The 16438-nt window shown below is 71.4% G+C and carries 18 protein-coding genes; 10 read left to right on the forward strand and 8 right to left on the reverse strand.

Translation table 11 applies throughout. The features are described from left to right. Positions 1-118: 118 nt before the first annotated feature. Together ACLKM7_RS14230 and ACLKM7_RS14235 are read left to right on the forward strand one after the other, a co-directional pair. Positions 119-1345: a pyridoxal phosphate-dependent aminotransferase gene (locus ACLKM7_RS14230; RefSeq protein WP_436447816.1), complete on the forward strand. Its 1227-nt coding sequence runs from the start codon at positions 119-121 to the stop codon at positions 1343-1345. 72 nt (positions 1346-1417) lie between these two features. Continuing rightward, positions 1418-1774: a hypothetical protein gene (locus tag ACLKM7_RS14235; RefSeq protein WP_436447817.1), complete on the forward strand. Its 357-nt coding sequence runs from the start codon at positions 1418-1420 to the stop codon at positions 1772-1774. A gap of 61 nt (positions 1775-1835) precedes the next feature. On the opposite strand, the gene ACLKM7_RS14240 is transcribed toward ACLKM7_RS14235, so the two are convergent. After that, positions 1836-2273 (reverse strand): Rv3235 family protein, encoded by a 438-nt coding sequence (locus ACLKM7_RS14240; RefSeq protein ID WP_436447818.1) that lies wholly within the window; start codon positions 2271-2273, stop codon positions 1836-1838. A 131-nt stretch (positions 2274-2404) separates the two neighbouring features. Here ACLKM7_RS14240 and ACLKM7_RS14245 point away from each other — a divergent pair, with 131 nt between their 5' ends. Beyond that, on the forward strand, positions 2405-3016 hold the full coding sequence (locus ACLKM7_RS14245; RefSeq protein WP_436447819.1) for a hypothetical protein: 612 nt from the start codon (positions 2405-2407) through the stop codon (positions 3014-3016). A 65-nt stretch (positions 3017-3081) separates the two neighbouring features. Here ACLKM7_RS14245 and ACLKM7_RS14250 read toward each other — a convergent pair whose 3' ends face one another. Beyond that, positions 3082-3363, reverse strand: coding sequence for a helix-turn-helix domain-containing protein (locus tag ACLKM7_RS14250; protein WP_436447820.1), 282 nt, complete (start codon positions 3361-3363; stop codon positions 3082-3084). 99 nt (positions 3364-3462) lie between these two features. Between ACLKM7_RS14250 and ACLKM7_RS14255 the strand changes: the two genes are divergently transcribed. Genes ACLKM7_RS14255 through ACLKM7_RS14265 form a run of 3 tightly spaced genes read left to right on the forward strand, consistent with a single transcriptional unit; the run spans position 3463 to position 6954 of the window. Then, entirely contained in the window at positions 3463-4092 is a 630-nt protein-coding gene (locus ACLKM7_RS14255) for an SAF domain-containing protein (RefSeq protein WP_436447821.1), read from the forward strand. Further along, the gene (locus tag ACLKM7_RS14260; RefSeq protein WP_436447822.1) at positions 4089-5465 is read left to right on the forward strand and encodes an AAA family ATPase; all 1377 of its coding nucleotides are present in this window, start codon (positions 4089-4091) and stop codon (positions 5463-5465) included. The genes ACLKM7_RS14255 and ACLKM7_RS14260 overlap by 4 nt, the downstream gene beginning before the upstream one ends. A 4-nt stretch (positions 5466-5469) precedes the next feature. Continuing rightward, complete coding sequence (locus ACLKM7_RS14265; protein WP_436447823.1) at positions 5470-6954, forward strand: sensor histidine kinase; 1485 nt, start codon at positions 5470-5472, stop codon at positions 6952-6954. A gap of 49 nt (positions 6955-7003) precedes the next feature. On the opposite strand, the gene ACLKM7_RS14270 is transcribed toward ACLKM7_RS14265, so the two are convergent. Further along, positions 7004-7252, reverse strand: coding sequence for a WhiB family transcriptional regulator (locus tag ACLKM7_RS14270; protein ID WP_019182239.1), 249 nt, complete (start codon positions 7250-7252; stop codon positions 7004-7006). A 256-nt stretch (positions 7253-7508) separates the two neighbouring features. On the opposite strand from ACLKM7_RS14270, the gene ACLKM7_RS14275 reads away from it, so the two are divergent. Continuing rightward, positions 7509-7892, forward strand: coding sequence for a histidine kinase (locus tag ACLKM7_RS14275; RefSeq protein WP_436447824.1), 384 nt, complete (start codon positions 7509-7511; stop codon positions 7890-7892). Here the strand turns inward: ACLKM7_RS14275 and bcp are convergent. The 3 genes from bcp to aroA are packed head-to-tail and all read right to left on the reverse strand — an operon-like array spanning position 7889 to position 10850. Beyond that, positions 7889-8359 carry a thioredoxin-dependent thiol peroxidase gene (gene bcp, locus ACLKM7_RS14280; protein WP_436447825.1) on the reverse strand — a complete coding sequence of 157 codons (471 nt, stop codon included), beginning with the start codon at positions 8357-8359 and terminating at the stop codon, positions 7889-7891. The genes ACLKM7_RS14275 and bcp overlap by 4 nt on opposite strands. A gap of 38 nt (positions 8360-8397) precedes the next feature. Further along, a complete protein-coding gene (rsgA, locus tag ACLKM7_RS14285) occupies positions 8398-9444 on the reverse strand; it encodes a ribosome small subunit-dependent GTPase A (RefSeq protein WP_436447826.1) in 1047 nt (348 codons plus the stop codon). A 32-nt stretch (positions 9445-9476) separates the two neighbouring features. Further along, positions 9477-10850: a 3-phosphoshikimate 1-carboxyvinyltransferase gene (gene aroA, locus ACLKM7_RS14290; protein WP_436447827.1), complete on the reverse strand. Its 1374-nt coding sequence runs from the start codon at positions 10848-10850 to the stop codon at positions 9477-9479. Between the two features lie 75 nt (positions 10851-10925). Between aroA and ACLKM7_RS14295 the strand changes: the two genes are divergently transcribed. Further along, positions 10926-11633: a sigma-70 family RNA polymerase sigma factor gene (locus ACLKM7_RS14295; RefSeq protein ID WP_436447828.1), complete on the forward strand. Its 708-nt coding sequence runs from the start codon at positions 10926-10928 to the stop codon at positions 11631-11633. Beyond that, positions 11630-11872, forward strand: a complete 243-nt coding sequence (locus ACLKM7_RS14300; protein ID WP_168912348.1) for a zf-HC2 domain-containing protein — start codon at positions 11630-11632, stop codon at positions 11870-11872. Before ACLKM7_RS14295 ends, ACLKM7_RS14300 begins: the two co-directional genes overlap by 4 nt. A gap of 6 nt (positions 11873-11878) precedes the next feature. Here the strand turns inward: ACLKM7_RS14300 and ACLKM7_RS14305 are convergent, their stop codons facing one another. Both ACLKM7_RS14305 and ACLKM7_RS14310 read right to left on the reverse strand, forming a co-directional pair. Continuing rightward, positions 11879-12784 (reverse strand): diacylglycerol kinase, encoded by a 906-nt coding sequence (locus tag ACLKM7_RS14305; protein ID WP_436447829.1) that lies wholly within the window; start codon positions 12782-12784, stop codon positions 11879-11881. Beyond that, entirely contained in the window at positions 12781-14484 is a 1704-nt protein-coding gene (locus tag ACLKM7_RS14310) for an FAD-binding oxidoreductase (protein WP_436447830.1), read from the reverse strand. Before ACLKM7_RS14310 ends, ACLKM7_RS14305 begins: the two co-directional genes overlap by 4 nt. A 320-nt stretch (positions 14485-14804) precedes the next feature. Here ACLKM7_RS14310 and ACLKM7_RS14315 point away from each other — a divergent pair, with 320 nt between their 5' ends. Then, positions 14805-16367 carry a glycerol-3-phosphate dehydrogenase/oxidase gene (locus ACLKM7_RS14315; protein ID WP_436447831.1) on the forward strand — a complete coding sequence of 521 codons (1563 nt, stop codon included), beginning with the start codon at positions 14805-14807 and terminating at the stop codon, positions 16365-16367. The last annotated feature ends 71 nt before the right edge of the window (positions 16368-16438 follow it).

Consider the following 16438-nt stretch of genomic DNA (forward strand, 5'->3'; position numbering starts at 1 on the left):
GAGGTAGGACGATCTCGCGCGGAACGTCCTGCGCTGGCGAGATCACCTGATCTCGCGATAGACCGCCCGGGCCACGGGCGGTCGATTGGACCCGCTGCGGCGCGGATATCCTGAGGCGATGAGTCCACTCCGCTCTCTCGACCAGTCCAGCAAGCTCAAGAACGTTCTCTACGAGATCCGTGGGCAGGCACTGGCCGAGGCCGACAGGCTGGAGAACGAGGGGCACTCGATCCTCAAGCTGAACACCGGCAACCCAGCGGTGTTCGGGTTCGAGGCGCCGTTCCAGATCGTGCGTGACATGATCGAGGCGGTGCCGCACGCGCACGGCTACAGCGACAGCAAGGGAATCATGTCTGCGCGTCGCGCGGTCGTCTCCCGCTACGAGCAGGAGCCCGGGTTCCCGCAGTTCGATCCGGACGACGTCTATCTCGGCAACGGCGTGTCGGAGCTCATCACCATGACGATGCAGGCTCTCCTCGACGAGGGCGACGAGGTGCTGATCCCGGCACCGGACTACCCGCTGTGGACGGCGATGACGAGCCTCGCCGACGGCACGCCGGTGCACTATCGGTGCGACAGCGAGAACGGCTGGCAGCCCGACCTCGAAGACATCCGCGCCAAGATCACGCCGCGCACCAAGGCGATCGTCGTCATCAACCCCAACAACCCCACCGGCGCGGTGTACACGCGCGAGGTGCTGCAGGGCATCGTCGAGATCGCTCGTGAGCACTCGCTGCTGCTGCTCTCGGATGAGATCTACGACCGGATCCTGTACGACGACGCGCAGCACATTCCCCTGGCGACGCTCGCGCCGGATCTGCTGTGCCTGACGTTCAACGGCCTGTCGAAGACGTACCGGGTGGCCGGGTTCCGCTCGGGCTGGCTCGTGATCACCGGACCGAAGAAGCACGCCGCGGGGTTCCTCGAGGGCATCCAGCTCCTCGCGTCCACGCGGCTGTGCCCCAACGTCCCCGCGCAGCACGCTGTGCAGGCGGCGCTCTCGGGTGTGCAGTCGATCGAGGCGCTGGTGGCTCCGACCGGGCGACTTCACGAACAGCGGGATGCCGCGTGGGAGGGTCTCGAGCGGATCCCCGGCGTCACGTGCGTCAAGCCGCAGGGTGCGCTCTACGCGTTCCCGCGCCTGGATCCCGAGGTCTACGAGATCCGCGATGACGCCAAGCTCGTCTACGACTTCCTCGTGGCCGAGCACGTGCTGCTGGTGCAGGGGACCGGCTTCAACTGGCCGACGCCCGACCACCTCCGGATCGTCACCCTGCCCGAGGCGCGCGTGCTCTCGGAGGCCGTCGAACGGCTCGGGAACTTCCTGTCGTCGTACAGGCAGTGACGGCGCGAGTGCGGTCCAGGGGCGTTCGTCAACCCCTTCCGTGACAGCGGGGCTCGTTCATAGCCTCGCGGCATGGCCATTCAACTGAATCAGCCTGCGCTGCGCCACGCGCGGGCACTCATCCGCCAAGGCAAGGTCGTCCGCGACGAGCGTGACGACTGGTCGGAGGCCGCGCCGACGGCCGATGACGAGAACGCCTTCATCGACCGCGAGGGCTGGACGGAGTTCTCGCATTGGCATCTCGGCATCGATCGCCGCGAGAACCCCGAGACCAAGCAGGCGTACTCGTTTCCGATCGGGGATTTCCGGCGCGTGCATCGCGCGGGGGTCATCTCGGCCGAGAGCCGCGCGGGTCAATACGACCACTACGAGATCCGCGACGCGCTGAAGGCGCTCCTGCGCCTGATCGACGAAGACGACCAGAAGTGACGATCGGGCCGGCCACGACGCTGGGGTCGGCCCGTTCGCCTGCCTGCGCTCACGTCCCGCTCTAGAGCAGGGCGAGGGATGTCGCGCGCCAGCGCCCGTCCATGCCCTCCAGTCGCAGCGCCACCGCGCGGGTGCGCGCGGGCCCCTGCACGATGACGACGGCCTCGACCACGCCGTCGGCGGGCGAGGATTCGTGCACCGAGAGGATCGCGTGGGCGGGCCGCTTCGCCGGCATGCCACGCGCACTGCGCGCCCGGGTGGCGAGGTTGGAACGCGTCACGAGCTTGCGGTACGGATCCTCGGTGAGCCACCGCGCGAGCTGATCGACCTCACGCACGCCTGCCAGGACTTCGAGGACGCCCCTGGTGAGGTTGCGCAGGAAGGGCTCCGCATCGGGGAGCGCTGTGGACGGTGTGCGCTGCGGAGCGAAGAACTCGGAGAGTTCCGCGCCGCGCGGCGCAGGGGAGACGCGGACCGAGCCCGCGGGCGTCGTTGCCATGGGTGCCTATCTCGACAGTGGGGGATGTCTTGGAGACAGTAGAACATACGGCGAACTCCCAGGAAAACCCGCATCCCCGTTCCTGTGGATAACTCGGCGGCCGATCGGCGGGATTGCCCTAGCCTCGCTGAGTGCGCTGGGACCGGTTCTTCGACGACCTCGAGGATCAGCTCGCCTCCGAATGGGAGGCCGAGCGGGCTGCGCTCGACACCGAGGCAGAGCGACTGCGCCTCTCCCGGGTGGCGCTCACGGAGCGGCTGGCCCTGCTCGCCGGCGGCGGCGACGACGCAGCCGCGCCGGGCACCGTGTTCGAGTTCGCGGACGGCACGACGCTGCGCGCCGGGGTGACAGGGGTGGGCGCGGACTGGGCCGCGCTCGCGCCCGCCGAGGGGCGTGCCGGCGCCGTCCTCGTGCCGCTCGAGGCGATCGTTGCGATCGGGATGCCCCATGCCGACCTGCTGCGGACGGCCAGGCCGGCACCTGCCCGGCCGGCGCTCGCCGAGCGCCTCACGTTCGGATTCGTGCTGCGTGACCTCGTGCGACGACGCGCGGGCGTCGCTGTGCACCTCTCCTCGGGCAGGTCCTTCACCGGGACGATCGATCGTGCCGGCGTGGACCACTTCGACCTCGCGCTGCACGACCCCGGCGCCGCGCGTCGTGCCGAGGCGGTGTCGGGCTACCGGATCGTGCCGTTCGCTGCGGTCGCGTGGATCCGGGCCGATGAGGCGCCTGCTCTGCCCTGACGATCACGTCGGGGAGCTCTGTCGCGCGTCGTGGCGCGCCGCTCCGTTCGTCTGGCCGGGCGCGCTCAGTCCGGATTGCGGACCCGGCCGGTGCCCCACAGCTCGGGGAAGCTGGCGTTCTGCGACTGCCGCCACAGCGCCATGCGGCGTGCCTCCTCGGCCTGCTCGTCGAGGTACTCTGACACGCTCGCCCGGTCGATCCGCCAGCGGGCCGGTGCCCCGACGCGCATGCCGCGCAGACGCCCATCGTGGACCAGCGTCATCACCTCGTCGACCGACACGCCGAGCACCTCGCCCACCTGTGCGGGCGCGAGCAGACGCACGTCGGACGTCGGGTCTTCGGGCATGCCCCCATTATGGCGCGGTGCCCGTGGGCGGGGCCGGGTGCGCGAGGTGCTGTGGATAACGCCCGACGCTGTTCGGGCCGTTGGGCGACGATGGGAGGCATGACCGTGAGCGACCCCGTCCGCACTCCGCGCCGCGCCTTCTGGGGAGACGCGCGCTTCTTCCTCGGCATCCTGCTCATCGTCGCCTCCGTGGCCGGTGTCTGGCTGGTGGTCGCGGCGGCGCGCAACACGGTTCCGGTGTACGCGGCGACGCACACGATCGTGCCGGGCGAGCCCATCTCGGCTGACGACGTCCGGGTCGTCGATGTCGCGCTGGGACCGCTCGCCGACAACTACCTCACGCCCGACGACATCGGCGAGGCCGCGGTCGCGACGCGCACGATCGACGAAGGCGAACTCGTGCCGACGGCATCCGTCGGCGCCGCCGATTCCGCGCGCACCACCAGCGTGGTCGTGCGCAGCGCCGTCGATGTGCCGGCGTCGGTCGCCGCCGGAACCGTCGTGGAGGTGTGGTCGGCGCCACTCCTCGAGCAGGGCAGGTACGACGCCCCGCGCATCCTGGTCGCCGACGCGACGGTGGTCTCGGTCACGCGCGACGAGTCGATGATCGGCGGCGGATCGGCGGCGCTCGAGCTGGTGATCCCGCGGGCCGAAGTCGCGAGCACCCTCGCCGCGATGGCAGACGAGTCGGCTCTGTCGGTCGTGCCGACGGCGGGCGCCGGCTCGTGAAGGTCATCGTCGCGGTCGACGGCGACGCCGCCGGCACGATCTCCTCGGGGCTTCGCCGTGAGGGGGTCGACGTGATCGCGGAGTGCCCGGCTTCCGCCCTCGCGATGGCGGCGGAGGAACGGATGCTGGGCGCCGAGGCCGAGACGGTGCTGCGGGCGATCGCCGAGGCGGACGCGGTGGTCGTCGAGGTGTCTCGTGCCACCATGTCGCCCACCGTCGTGGCGATGTGCGACCGCGCCGGCACGCGGATCGTGCCGCTATGCGACGACGAGGCCGATCGCCGGCTGGCGGAGGCCTGCGGGCTCGAGGCTCCGCTCGCGCGCGATGCCGACCCGTGGCGTATCGCCGATGCCCTGGTGGCGGCACCGCGGCGCGAACCGGAGGCATCTGTCGCACGCCCGCAGCCCCGTGTGATCGTGGTGTGGGGGCCGGCGGGAGCGCCCGGTCGTTCGACCGTCGCAACCGAGCTCGCGGTCGAGCTCGCCCGGGGCGGCCGCCGTGTCGGACTGGTCGACGCCGACACGCATGCCCCTTCGATCGCGCTCACGCTGGGTCTGGCCGATGAGGGACCGGGGTTCGCCGCGGCATGCCGGCAGGCCGAGCTCGGAGGTCTCGACGCGCGGGAACTGACACGCATCGCGCTGCCGCTGGGCCGCACCGGCGTCGACGTGCTGACCGGGCTCAATCGGCCCTCGCGGTGGCCCGAGCTCAGTGAGCGCCGCGTGACGGCCGCCCTCGCCGCCTGCCGCGAGTGGGCCGACTACACGGTCGTCGACGTCGCTGCGCCGCTCGAGCGCGACGAGGAGATCATGAGCGACCTCGACGGACCGCGCCGCAACGCCGCGACCCTGGCAGCGCTGCGCGTCGCCGACCTCGTAGTCGCGGTGGCCGGAGCCGATCCGCTCGGCGTGGCGCGGTTCCTGCGCGCCCACGCCGATCTGCGGGCGACGGTGGGCGCGACGCCCGTCGCAGTCGTCGCCAACGGGCTGCGGCCGGGCGCGCTCGGAATCGACGCCCGCGGCCAGGTGCGCCGGACCCTCGACCGCTTCGGCGGCGTGGGGGAGGTGTGGTTCGTTCCGCAGGATCCGCGGTCGGCCGACGCCGCCCTGCTGGCTGCGCGACCGATCGCCGAGGTGGCGCCGCGGTCACCGCTGACCCTCGCCGTCCGCAGGTTCGCCGGAGAGGCCGTCGTCGCGCCGCCTGAGGCGTCGCCCGCAGCGCGCGGCGGCACGGCTCGCAGCATCCGCCCGGCGAAGCGCGCCGCGAGGCGGCGACCGTGGTCACGGCGTGGTGGCGGCGAACATGCGGACCACCACTCGGACTCCGACCCCACGCCCGTCGAGCGGTCGCGCGATGCGCGCGCCCTAGGCTAGGAACGTGTCGACCCTCAGCGATCTCGTCTACGCCCAGGGCCGTTCGAGCGAGGAAGACGTCGAATGGCTGCACCGACTCGCCGGTGACGGCCAGCTCCTGGCCGATCTGGCCTTCGCCGACATCGTGCTCTGGGTCCCGACCTCCGACGACGCCTTCGTCGCGGTCGCACACACGCGCCCGAGCGGAGCCGCAACGCTGTTCTACCGCGACATCGTGGGCGACCGCGTGCGCCCGCAGTGGCGCACGCAGGTGCGGGACGCGTTCCTGACCGCGAAGATCGTGGACTCGGCCTCGCCCGACTGGTTCGAAGAGACCCCGACGCGGGTGCGCGCCGTACCCGTGGTGCGAGGCCGCGGCGCGCAGGCCCAGACGATCGGCGTGCTGACCCGCCACACCAATCTGGGTGAGGCGCGCACGCCGTCGCGTCAGCAGATCACCTTCAACGACTGCGCCGACGACATCTTCGGGATGGTCGCCTCGGGCGAGTTCCCCGACCTGGCCGCTCCCACCTCTCCGCGTCGCGGCGCGCCACGCGCGTCGGACGGGCTGATCCGGCTGGACGTCGACGGCATCACGACCTTCGCGAGCCCCAACGCCCTCTCGGCGTTCAACCGGCTCGGCTTCGAGGACGAGCTCGAGGGAGAGTCGCTGGTCGAGGTCGTCACCCAGATCCTGCCGGCCAAGCGGCAGTTCGACGAATCGCTCCCGGTCGTCGTGACGGGGCGCGCGCCGTGGCGCACCGACCTGGAATCGCGCGGCGTCACGGTGTCGCTGCGCACGATCCCGCTGCGCGACAACGGCAGCCGGATCGGCGCGATCGTGCTGTGCCGCGACGTGACCGAGATCCGTCATCAGGAGCAGGAGCTCATCACCAAGGACGCGACGATCCGCGAGATCCACCACCGCGTGAAGAACAACCTGCAGACCGTCGCCTCGCTGCTGCGCATCCAGGCGCGCCGTTCGCACACCGAAGAGGCGCGCGAAGCGCTGACGCAGGCCATGCGACGCGTGTCGGCGATCGCCGTCGTGCACGACACGCTCTCGGAGGGGCTCGCGCAGAACGTGGACTTCGACGAGGTCTTCGCACGCGTCCTGAAGCTCGTCGCAGAGGTCGCGGCCGCCCCGAACACCCGGGCGCGCACGCACTCGACCGGCACCTTCGGCACTCTGCCCAGCGAGTACGCCACACCGCTCGCGCTCGCATTGACCGAACTGGTCACCAACGCCGTCGAGCACGGCCTGGCCGGTCAGGAGGGCGACGTCGAGATCATCGCGGACCGCTCCGACGATCGCCTCGAAGTGCGCGTGCGCGACACCGGCTCGGGCTTGCCCGAGGGTCAGGTCGGCCGCGGGCTGGGCACGCAGATCGTCCGCACGCTCATCCAGGGCGAGCTCGGCGGCACGATCGACTGGCACACGATCATGGGCAGCGGCACCGAGGTCACGATCGACATTCCGCTGCGCTACATCGAGCGAGCCAAGCAATGAAAGAAGCGGATGCCGGGAGCCCCGGCATCCGCTACTTTCTATGTCGTCGTTATGAAGCCCGTCGGGCCCGCGCGGCGCGGCGCTTGAGAGCGCGGCGCTCGTCCTCGGACAGACCACCCCACACGCCGGAGTCCTGTCCGGACTCGAGCGCGTACTGGAGGCAGATCTCGGTCACCGTGCAGCGCGCGCACACCGACTTGGCCTTCTCGATCTGGTCGACCGCCGGACCTGTGTTCCCTACGGGGAAGAACAGTTCGGGGTCGACGGTAAGGCAGGCGGCTTTGTCGCGCCAGTCCATGGTGATGCTCCTTGATGCAGTGGTGGGAGATGAGGGCCGGTTCGGGTCCGATACCCTGTGGGAAGTGCGAGACTTGCTCGCCCCACGTCGCTGTGGGAGCACACGGCTTCACCAATCGTCCCATAGCGGTTTACCTGAATCAAGGGTTGGCCGGCGGGTTCCTGTGGTACTTGCTGAGTGTTCTCTCCGTGGTATGGAGGATTCACACAAACCACCCCGCCGGGTGGGAAGGAGTCGACGGAGAATGCGGACAAACGTGTCCGGAAGGGTCGCCGCGGTCCTGGTCACCCTCGAGGGACTGGGCGTCCTCGCGCTCGCCGTCTGGCAGCTCGTCGCCCTCTTCTCGGGCGACACCGGGTCGATCGAGAGCGCGATCGCGCTGGTGGTCCTCACCGTCGTCGGGGCCGCGGCCGTGCTCGCCTTCGGCGTCGCGACATGGCGCGACCAGTCATGGGGCCGCTCCGGCGCGATCGTCACCCAGCTGCTGATCCTCGCCGTCGCACTCGGCGCGGCCACCGGCGCCTACGCCGACCCGGCGATCGCACTCGTGCTCGCCGTGCCGGCTGTCGTGGTGCTCGTCCTGCTGGTGCTCGCGGTCCGCGCGGCGGGCCGCGCCGCGCGCGGCGGCGGGTCGGTCTAGACGCCGACGAGCGTGCGGACGCGGGCGACGTGCCCCGTCGCCTTCACGTTGTACAGCGCCTGGTCGATGGTGCCGTCCTCGTCGATCACGAAGGTCGAGCGGATGACGCCCATCACAGTCTTGCCGTAGTTCATCTTCTCGCCCCACACGCCGTAGGCCTCGTGCACGGAGTGATCGGGGTCGCTCAGCAGGTCGTAGGTCAGCCCGTCGCGCTCGCGGAAGCGGCGGAGCTTCTCAGGCTCGTCGCGCGAGATCCCCAGCACGGTGTACCCCGCGGCCTGCAGCGGTGCGAGGCTGTCGCGGAAGTCGCACGCCTCGGTGGTGCAGCCGGGCGTCATTGCCTCGGGGTAGAAGAAGAGGATCACGCGTCGGCCGCGCAGGTCGCGCAGGCTCACGGACCGCTCGTCCTGATCGACGAGGGTGAAATCGGGGGCGGGGGAACCGGGTTCGAGGCGCGTCGTGGTCACCGGTCCAGCCTAGGCCGGTGACGGCCAGACGGCACGGCTCAGTGGCGGTCGGTGAAGGTCTCGAGCAGGCGCTGCAGCGACTCGAGACGCGCGGGGCCGCCCGGACCCAGCCGGCCCGCTTCGACCGCCTCGGTGATGGCGCAGTCCGGTGCATCGGCCCGATGGGTGCAACCACGCGGACAGTCTTCGGCGACCTCGGCGAGATCGGTGAAGGCGCGCAGGATGTTGGCGACGTCGACGTGCCCGAGGCCGAACGAGCGCACGCCCGGGGTGTCGATCACCCAGCCCTTGCCGTGCTCGCCGCTGTAGCGCAGCGAGACGGTGGAGCTCGATGTGTGCCGTCCGCGGCCCGTGACGACGTTGACGTGTCCGGTCGCGCGGTGCGCGTCGGGCACGAGCGCGTTCACGAGCGTCGACTTGCCGACACCGGAATGGCCGACGAACACGGTCGAATGGCCGGCGAGGGTCGCGCCGATGCGGTCGAGGGGCATCTCTTCGCGGCCGCTGGTGAACACCTCGAGATCCAGCCCCTCGAAGTGCGCCAGGAACTCGGAAGGATCGGCCAGATCCGTCTTGGTCACCACGAGCATGGGACGGATGCCGGCATCCAGCGCCGCGACCAGGTAGCGGTCGACGAGCCTCGGCCGGGGCTCGGGATCGGCAGCCGCCACGACGACCAGCATCTGGTCGGCGTTGGCCACCACCACCCGCTCGACCTGGTCGGTGTCGTCGGCGCTGCGCCGCAGCAGCGATGTGCGCTCCTCGATGCCGACGATGCGTGCCAGCGTCCCCTCCGCCGCGGAGGTGTCGCCCACCACGCGCGCACGGTCGCCCGTCACGATGGGCATCTTGCGCAGCTCGCGGGCCCGCGTGGCCAGCACGGTGCGTTCGGTCGGCAGGTCTTCGTCGACGAGGACGGTGTACCGGCCGCGGTCCACGCCGAGCACTCGAGCGATCTGGGCATCGGCGTGCGCCGGGCGGCGCTTGGTGCGAGGTTTGTTCGCCTTCGGGTTCGGCCGGACCCGCACATCCGCCTCGTCGAACTCGGGCTCGTCGTCGTCTTCGAGATCGTCGAGCCAGCTCACAGCATCCTCAAGACATCACCGGACGAGCCTCGTCACGAGGCGCGCATCGACTCCTCGGTCATCGCCCCGGGGGTGCCCTCGCCGGCCAGCATGCGCTGCCACATGTGCGGGAACTCGGGCATCGTCTTGGCCGTAGTGCCGATGTCGTCGACTTCGACGCCGGGCACGGCGAGGCCGATCAGTGCGCCGGTGGTGGCCATGCGGTGATCGTGGTGGGCGTGCCAGGTGCCGCCGTGGAGCGGCCGCGGAACGATCCGGATGCCGTCGGCGAGTTCGTCCGCCTCGCCGCCCAGGCCGCGCAGCTCGGCCACGAGTGCCGCGATGCGGTCGGTCTCGTGCCCGCGGATGTGTCCGATGCCGTGCAGCGTCGACGGGGCGTCGGCGAATGCCGCCAGCGCGAAGATCGTCGGGACAAGCTCGCCGGCGGCCGACAGGTCGAGGTCGATCCCCTGGATGCCGGCGCCCGCGGTGATCGTGAGCGAACCGCCGCGACGCACGGCGCGGGCACCCATCAGCGTGAGGATCTCGGTGAGCATCGCGCCCGGCTGGGTCGAGTGGGCAGGCCATCCCGGCACCGACACCGACCCGCCGGCGATCATGGCGGCGGCCAGGAACGGCGCCGCGTTGGAGAGGTCGGGCTCGATCGCGACATCCTTGCCGCGCACCGGGCCGGCGGGCACGATCCATTCGCCGGGGGCCGGTCGTTCGACGTGGACGCCGCGATGTGCGAGCGTCTCGACGGTCATGTCGATGTGCGGGATGCTCGGAAGCCGTGCGCCTTCGTGCACGAGGTGCAGTCCCACGTCGAAGCGGGGGGCTGCCAGCAGCAGACCCGAGACGAATTGGCTCGACGCGCTGGCGTCGATGGTCACCTCGCCGCCGCGGACGTGACCGTGCCCGCGCACGATGAAGGGCAGCGCCCAGTGGCCGCCGTCGTCGATGTCGACGCCGACGTCGCGCAGCGCCGTGATCATGGCGCCCATCGGGCGGTGCAGAGCGCTCTCGTGCGCGGTGAGGGTGACATCGCCGCGAGAGAACCCGCCCAGTCCCGCGACGAATCGCATGACGGTGCCCGCCTGCCCGCAGTCCACCTCGGTGTCGCCACGCAGGGGCCACACCGGGGTCACCTCGATATCGTCGCCGTACGCGCCCGATCCCGGCACCAGCTCGATGCCGACACCCAGGGCACGAAGGGCGTCGATCATGCGAGCGGAATCGTCCGAGTGCAGCGGCGCCGTCAGGCGGCTGGGTGTGTCGGCGAGCGACGCCAGGACGAGCTCACGGTTCGTCAGCGACTTCGACCCCGGCACGGTCACCGTGGCATGGATCGGCCCGTCTGCGACGGGGGCACGCCAGGGCTCGCGCCCGATCGGCGCGGAAGTGGGGGAATACCCGTCGGCTCTCATCGGGTTCTACCCTACTGAACCCGACCCACAGCGGCCGGGAAGCACCACACCGAACCATCACACGAGCGGAGCCGGATGTTCGCCACTCTCGATCGCCTCGACCTCGAAGGATCCCTGCGTCAGGTCACAGGGGTCCTGGAAGACGCCACCGTAGACTGGCGCGTGATGAGCGACTCGATCGACCACGCCCACGAGAGCGACCAGGCACTGGATCCGCGCACCCAGTTCGAAGAGCAGGCGCTGCCCTTCATGGATCAGCTCTACGCCGCGGCCATGCGCATGACGCGCAACCCCGCCGATGCGGCGGATCTCGTCCAGGAGACGTTCGTCAAGGCGTTCGCGTCGTGGAAGACGTTCACGCAGGGAACGAACCTCAAGGCGTGGCTCTACCGGATCCTCACGAACACCTACATCAACACCTACCGCAAGAAGCAGCGCGAGCCCTATCAGGGCACGATCGACGAGCTCGAAGACTGGCAGCTCGGCGGCGCGGAATCCACGACGGCCACGAGCACGCGCTCGGCCGAGGCTGAGGCGATCGACCACATGCCGGCTTCGGTCGTCAAGGACGCGCTCCAGTCCATCCCGGAGGACTTCCGGCTGGCGGTGTACCTCGCCGACGTCGAGGGCTTCGCCTACCAGGAGATCGCCGACATCATGAAGACCCCCATCGGCACGGTCATGAGCCGTCTGCACCGTGGCAGGCGAATGCTTCGTGAACTGCTGGCCGACTACGCAAGAGAGCGCGGCATCACCCCCGCCGCCACGAGGAGCACGAAATGAGTGATTGCGGCTGCGAGAAGGCGCGGCGCGACCTGGAGGAGTACCTGCGCCACGAGGTCTGCAAGACCGAGCACTCCGACATCGCGGAGCACTTGGAGAACTGCGCGGGTTGCCGCGACGAGGCGCTGGTGGCGCGTACCCTCACCGAGGTCGTCGCGCGTGCCTGCAAGGAGTCGGCCCCCGAAGAGCTGCGCGACCAGGTTCTCGCGAAGCTCCGGGCGGTGCAGGCCGCGCACTGAGCGGCCTCACAGCTGCGGGCTGAAGACGGTCAGCGCGCCTCGCGCGACATCGATCGTCAATGGCAGCGCGCCGATGGGATCTCCGTCGGCGTAAGCCGTCACGCCGGACGCCGACAGACGCGCCGATCGGGCTTTCCGCATCGTGACCTCGGGCACGCTCGCGTGCGTGCCGCGGTAGACCCGCGGCAGCAGGCGCAGCAGCCGCAGCCGTCCGGCCGGCCGCACCGTCACGACATCCAGCAAGCCGTCGGCCGGGTCGGCATCAGGGCAGATCGGGATGCCGCCGCCGTAGGTGCGACCGTTGCCGACCGTCGCCATCACGAGGTCGCCCGCGAACCGCTCGCTTGTGCCGTCCGCGAGCTCGAGGTCGAGCTCGTAGGGGATTCCGCGCAGAGTCACGAACTCGCGCAGGATCGCGATGTTGTACCGCGACCCGCCCCGCGGCCACCGCATCGCGTTCGCCCGGTCGTTGACCTTCGAGTCGAATCCGCTCGCGAGCACCGACCCGAAGAATGCGACCGAGCCGTCGGCACCGGTGACGCGTGCGAGGTCGACCCGGCGCGTCGCCCCGGCGGCGATGGCGTCGGCGGCCGCGACGACGTCGAGCTCGCGCAGGCCCAGCGTCGCGGCGAAGTCGTTGCCGGTCCCCACGGGGATGATGCCGAGCGGGATGCCGGTGCCCGCCAGCTGCTGGAGGGCGAGGTGGACGGTGCCATCGCCGCCCGCGACGGCCACCGCGTCGACGCCGACGTCGATGGCGGTGCGCAGCAGTGACGAGGACTCGGCCGCGCTGCCGCCGCTGACGATCGCGGTCTGAACGCCTCGCTCGCGCAGCCGCGCGGCGGCGCGCATGGCCGCGCCCGTGTGCGCGCCGGCGCGCGCAGCCGGGTTGGCCAGGAGAGCGACCTTCATGCGCTCGGCGGTGGCGGATCGCTCGACGTCCGGGCGGGCGCCGTGCCCCCGTCGGTGGGCACGCCGGAGCCTGGCGGCACCAGTGCCCCGGGGTTCATGATCCCGTGAGGATCCAGGGTGGCTTTCACCGCGCGGAGGATCTCGACGCCGAGGTCGCCGATCTCGGCTGCCAGGTACGGCCGGTGATCCCGGCCGACGGCGTGGTGGTGCGTGATCGTGGCCCGGGCGTCGCCGATGGCACGGGACGCGGCATCCTTCGCCCTTCTCCACTGGGTCTGCGGATCCTCGGCCAGCGCGGCGACCACCGTGAAGTAGAGCGATGCGCCCGCCGGGTACACGTGCGAGATGTGGCACAGCACGATCGGCTTGGTGCCGGCGGCGGTCAGGCTCTCGGTGAGCGCCGAGGTCACGGCATCCTTCACGTGGGGCAGGTTCGCCCACGTTGTCGCGGTCTCGAGCGTCTCGGCGAGTACGCCGATGTCCATGAGGGTGTCGCGCAGCGCCGGCGACGAGAACCGGCCGCGCTCCCACGACCGCGCGGGATCCTCGCCCCGCGGCTTCGCGCCGTGCGCGCGGAAGATCGCGTCGAGCGCGGTGCACACGGCTTCGGCCTCCGCAGCGCTCGAGCCGTCGACACTGGCGACGGCGAGGCATCCGCTCATGCGCGTGAGATGCCCGCCCATCACTGCGTTCACGCGCGTCTCGGTCTCATCGCTCAGGCGGAGGACGGAGGGGCGGCCCCCACGCTGCGTGGCCTCACGCAGAGCCGAGGCACCCGCGGTGAAGTCGGGGAAAGTCCATGCGCGGTACGCGGTGGCGACGGGAACAGGTCGGATGCGGACCGTGACCTCGGTCAGGACGCCGAGCGCCCCCTCCGAGCCGAGGAAGAGCTGGCGCAGATCCGGCCCGGCCGCACTCGCGGGGGAGCGGCCGAGCCTGAGCTCGCCCGCCGGTGCGGCGATGCGCAGGGCGTGGACGAGGTCGTCGAACCGGCCGTAGCCGCGCGAAGCCTGGCCGCTCGAACGGGTCGCAGCGTAACCGCCGAGCGAGGCGTACTCGAAGCTCTGCGGAAAGTGGCCGAGGGTGTAGCCGTGCACGGCGAGCAGCTCCTCGGCCTGCGGCCCTGTGGTGCCCGCGCCGAAGGTCGCGAGCAACGACGTCTCGTCGAGGTCCAGCAGGGCAGCCGTGCGCACGAGATCCAGCGCGACGACCGCGCGATGCGCGCCGCGTTCGGGTTCGACCCCGCCGACGACCGACGTGCCTCCGCCGAACGGCACGATGGCGATCCCGCGGTCGTCGCAGACTGCCAGGACGGCGGCGATCTCGTCGTGCCCGGCGGGCGAGACGATGCCATCGGGCGCGGATTGAGGATCGTCCAGGCGCCGGCGCAGCAGATCCGGCGTGCTCTTGCCACCGAGGTGGAGGGTGCGCTCCGCATCGTCGCGTGTCGCGTTCGCGGATCCGACCACTGCGGCGAAGGCGGCGAGGTCTTCGTCGGTGAGCCGCGAGGCCGTGAGCACCGGACGCGGGCGACGCGGGACCGGATGCGCCTTGCCGGGGATGAGCGTCGCGATCAGTGCCTTCGCGCCGGCGGGCAGGCGGGCGGGCTTCGTACCCCACGCATCCCACGCCGACCGCGGTCGCGGAGCCGGGACGGCGAGCGGGCGAGGCGGCGTCGCATCGGGTGGCGTCGTCGGCATCCGGCCAGTATCGCACCGCGCCGACCTGCGTCGCGCGGCTCGGCGGCGGCCTCGCGCGGTCGGAATCGGCGCCCGCGGTCGCTCCGGCGCGCGCAGGTGTCTCGCGCTGTCGGAATCTGCGTCCGCGGTCGCTCCGGCGCGCGCAGGTGTCTCGCGCGGTCGGAATCGGTGTGCACTGTCGTGGCGTTCGGGCGCGCACGCGGGTTTCGGCAGCGCGGATTCCGGGCAGGGCGTGCCGGCGTCGGTTGCCGCAGCCCCGGGGCGCGGCCCAGGCGCGCGCGTTGAGGCGTCGCAGGCGGCGGCTGCGCCATAGTGTGAGGGTGCAGACCCACATCATCGGCCGCACGCCGTTCTCGTCGGCGCTGACGGCCGCACGACGCGCGCGCGAGCTCGACGCACTCGCCGACGGCCCCGAAATCGACGTCCTCGTGATCGGCGGCGGCATCACCGGGGTGGGGATCGCGCTGGATGCTGCGAGCCGCGGCCTGCGTACGGTGCTGGTCGAACGGCATGATCTGGCCCAAGGCACGAGCCGCTTCAGCTCGAAGCTCGTCCATGGCGGGCTGCGCTATCTGGCCACGGGACAGTTCGGCATCGCCCACGAGAGCGCGAGTGAACGTCATGTGCTCATGACGCGGACGGCGCCCCACCTCACACGCCCGCTCGCGCAGGTCGTGCCGCTGTACGAGCCCGGCGGGGTCGGTCGCGGCGCGTACATCGGCCTCGGCTACGGGCTGGGCGACGGCCTGCGGCGGGTCGTCGGCACACCGGGCGCGATCCTTCACGGGCCGTCGGCGGTGGGGCGTGCCGAGACGCTGCGCCTCGTGCCGGCGGTGCGCGCCGACGGGTTGCGCGGCGCCGTGCGCGGCTGGGACGGCCAGCTCATCGACGACGCTCGACTGGTCGTCGCCGTCGCACGGACGGCGGTCGGATACGGGGCATCCGTCCTCACACGCGTCGAGGCGGTATCGGCGACCGGCGATGGAGCGCAGCTGCGTGACGGGGTGAGCGGACACACCCTCGCCGTGCGGGCACGCGCTGTGGTGAGCGCGACCGGGGTGTGGGCGGGGGAGCTCGCGCCCGATGTCGGCCTCCGCCCCAGCCGAGGCACGCACCTCGTCGTCGAGACCACTCGCCTGGGCGGCGCGGACGCGTCATTAGCCGTGCCCGTCGCCGGGTCGTCGAGCCGCTTCGTGTTCACGCTGCCCGCCGTGCACGGGCGCACCTACATCGGGCTGACCGACGTCCCCGCTGAGGGACCGGTGCCCGAGGTCGCTCAGGCCACGGATGCCGAGATCGACACCCTCCTCGACACCGTCAACGCGGTGCTCGCCGATCCGCTCGGCCGTGACGATGTGGTCGCGACGTTCGCCGGGCTGCGGCCGCTTCTGGCGGGCGTGGGCGACGACGCGACCAGCGACCTGTCACGCCGGCATGCCGTGATCGAGTCGGCATCCGGGCTGCTGAACGTCGTGGGCGGCAAGCTCACGACCTACCGGCGCATGGCCGAGGACGCCGTCGACGAGGTCATCCGCCGAGATCCCGGATTCCCCGCCCGGTCGTCGCGCACGCGCACGACGCCGCTGGTGGGTGCCTGGCCACGGAGCCGGCTCGCCGAGATCGCCGCGCCGGCGCGGTTCGTGCGCCGCTTCGGCGCCGAGGCGACGTTCGCGAGCGGCCTCCCGGAGGGTCCCGCTGCTGCCCGGGGCGTCACCGCGCAGGAGCTGCAGTGGGGGATCGAGGTGGAAGGCGCGCTGAGCATCGACGACCTGCTCGACCGGCGAACCCGCCTGGGCCTGGTCGAGGCAGACAGGACGGTGTCGACGGATGCCGCTGCCGCCGCCTTCGCCCGTGCCGGCGTGGAGCCGCTCGACGCCGGCTGACGCGGGGCGAGCCGCCCGGAATGGCAGGAATCCGCGCGAGGACGACGCCGCACGCGAGGCCGGCTGTCGCC

The sequence above is a fragment of the Microbacterium sp. I2 genome, assembly GCF_051364985.1.
Classification (GTDB): Bacteria; Actinomycetota; Actinomycetes; order Actinomycetales; family Microbacteriaceae; genus Microbacterium.

What these genes read in the sequence shown, in the direction of transcription:
- ACLKM7_RS14230 (WP_436447816.1), top strand. Translation starts at nt 119, where the DNA reads ATGAGTCCACTCCGCTCTCTCGACCAGTCCAGCAAGCTCAAGAACGTT.
- ACLKM7_RS14235 (WP_436447817.1), top strand. Translation starts at nt 1,418, where the DNA reads ATGGCCATTCAACTGAATCAGCCTGCGCTGCGCCACGCGCGGGCACTC.
- ACLKM7_RS14240 (WP_436447818.1), bottom strand. Translation starts at nt 2,273, where the DNA reads ATGGCAACGACGCCCGCGGGCTCGGTCCGCGTCTCCCCTGCGCCGCGC.
- ACLKM7_RS14250 (WP_436447820.1), bottom strand. Translation starts at nt 3,363, where the DNA reads ATGCCCGAAGACCCGACGTCCGACGTGCGTCTGCTCGCGCCCGCACAG.
- ACLKM7_RS14255 (WP_436447821.1), top strand. Translation starts at nt 3,463, where the DNA reads ATGACCGTGAGCGACCCCGTCCGCACTCCGCGCCGCGCCTTCTGGGGA.
- ACLKM7_RS14270 (WP_019182239.1), bottom strand. Translation starts at nt 7,252, where the DNA reads ATGGACTGGCGCGACAAAGCCGCCTGCCTTACCGTCGACCCCGAACTG.
- aroA (WP_436447827.1), bottom strand. Translation starts at nt 10,850, where the DNA reads ATGAGAGCCGACGGGTATTCCCCCACTTCCGCGCCGATCGGGCGCGAG.
- ACLKM7_RS14295 (WP_436447828.1), top strand. Translation starts at nt 10,926, where the DNA reads ATGTTCGCCACTCTCGATCGCCTCGACCTCGAAGGATCCCTGCGTCAG.
- ACLKM7_RS14300 (WP_168912348.1), top strand. Translation starts at nt 11,630, where the DNA reads ATGAGTGATTGCGGCTGCGAGAAGGCGCGGCGCGACCTGGAGGAGTAC.
- ACLKM7_RS14305 (WP_436447829.1), bottom strand. Translation starts at nt 12,784, where the DNA reads ATGAAGGTCGCTCTCCTGGCCAACCCGGCTGCGCGCGCCGGCGCGCAC.
- ACLKM7_RS14310 (WP_436447830.1), bottom strand. Translation starts at nt 14,484, where the DNA reads ATGCCGACGACGCCACCCGATGCGACGCCGCCTCGCCCGCTCGCCGTC.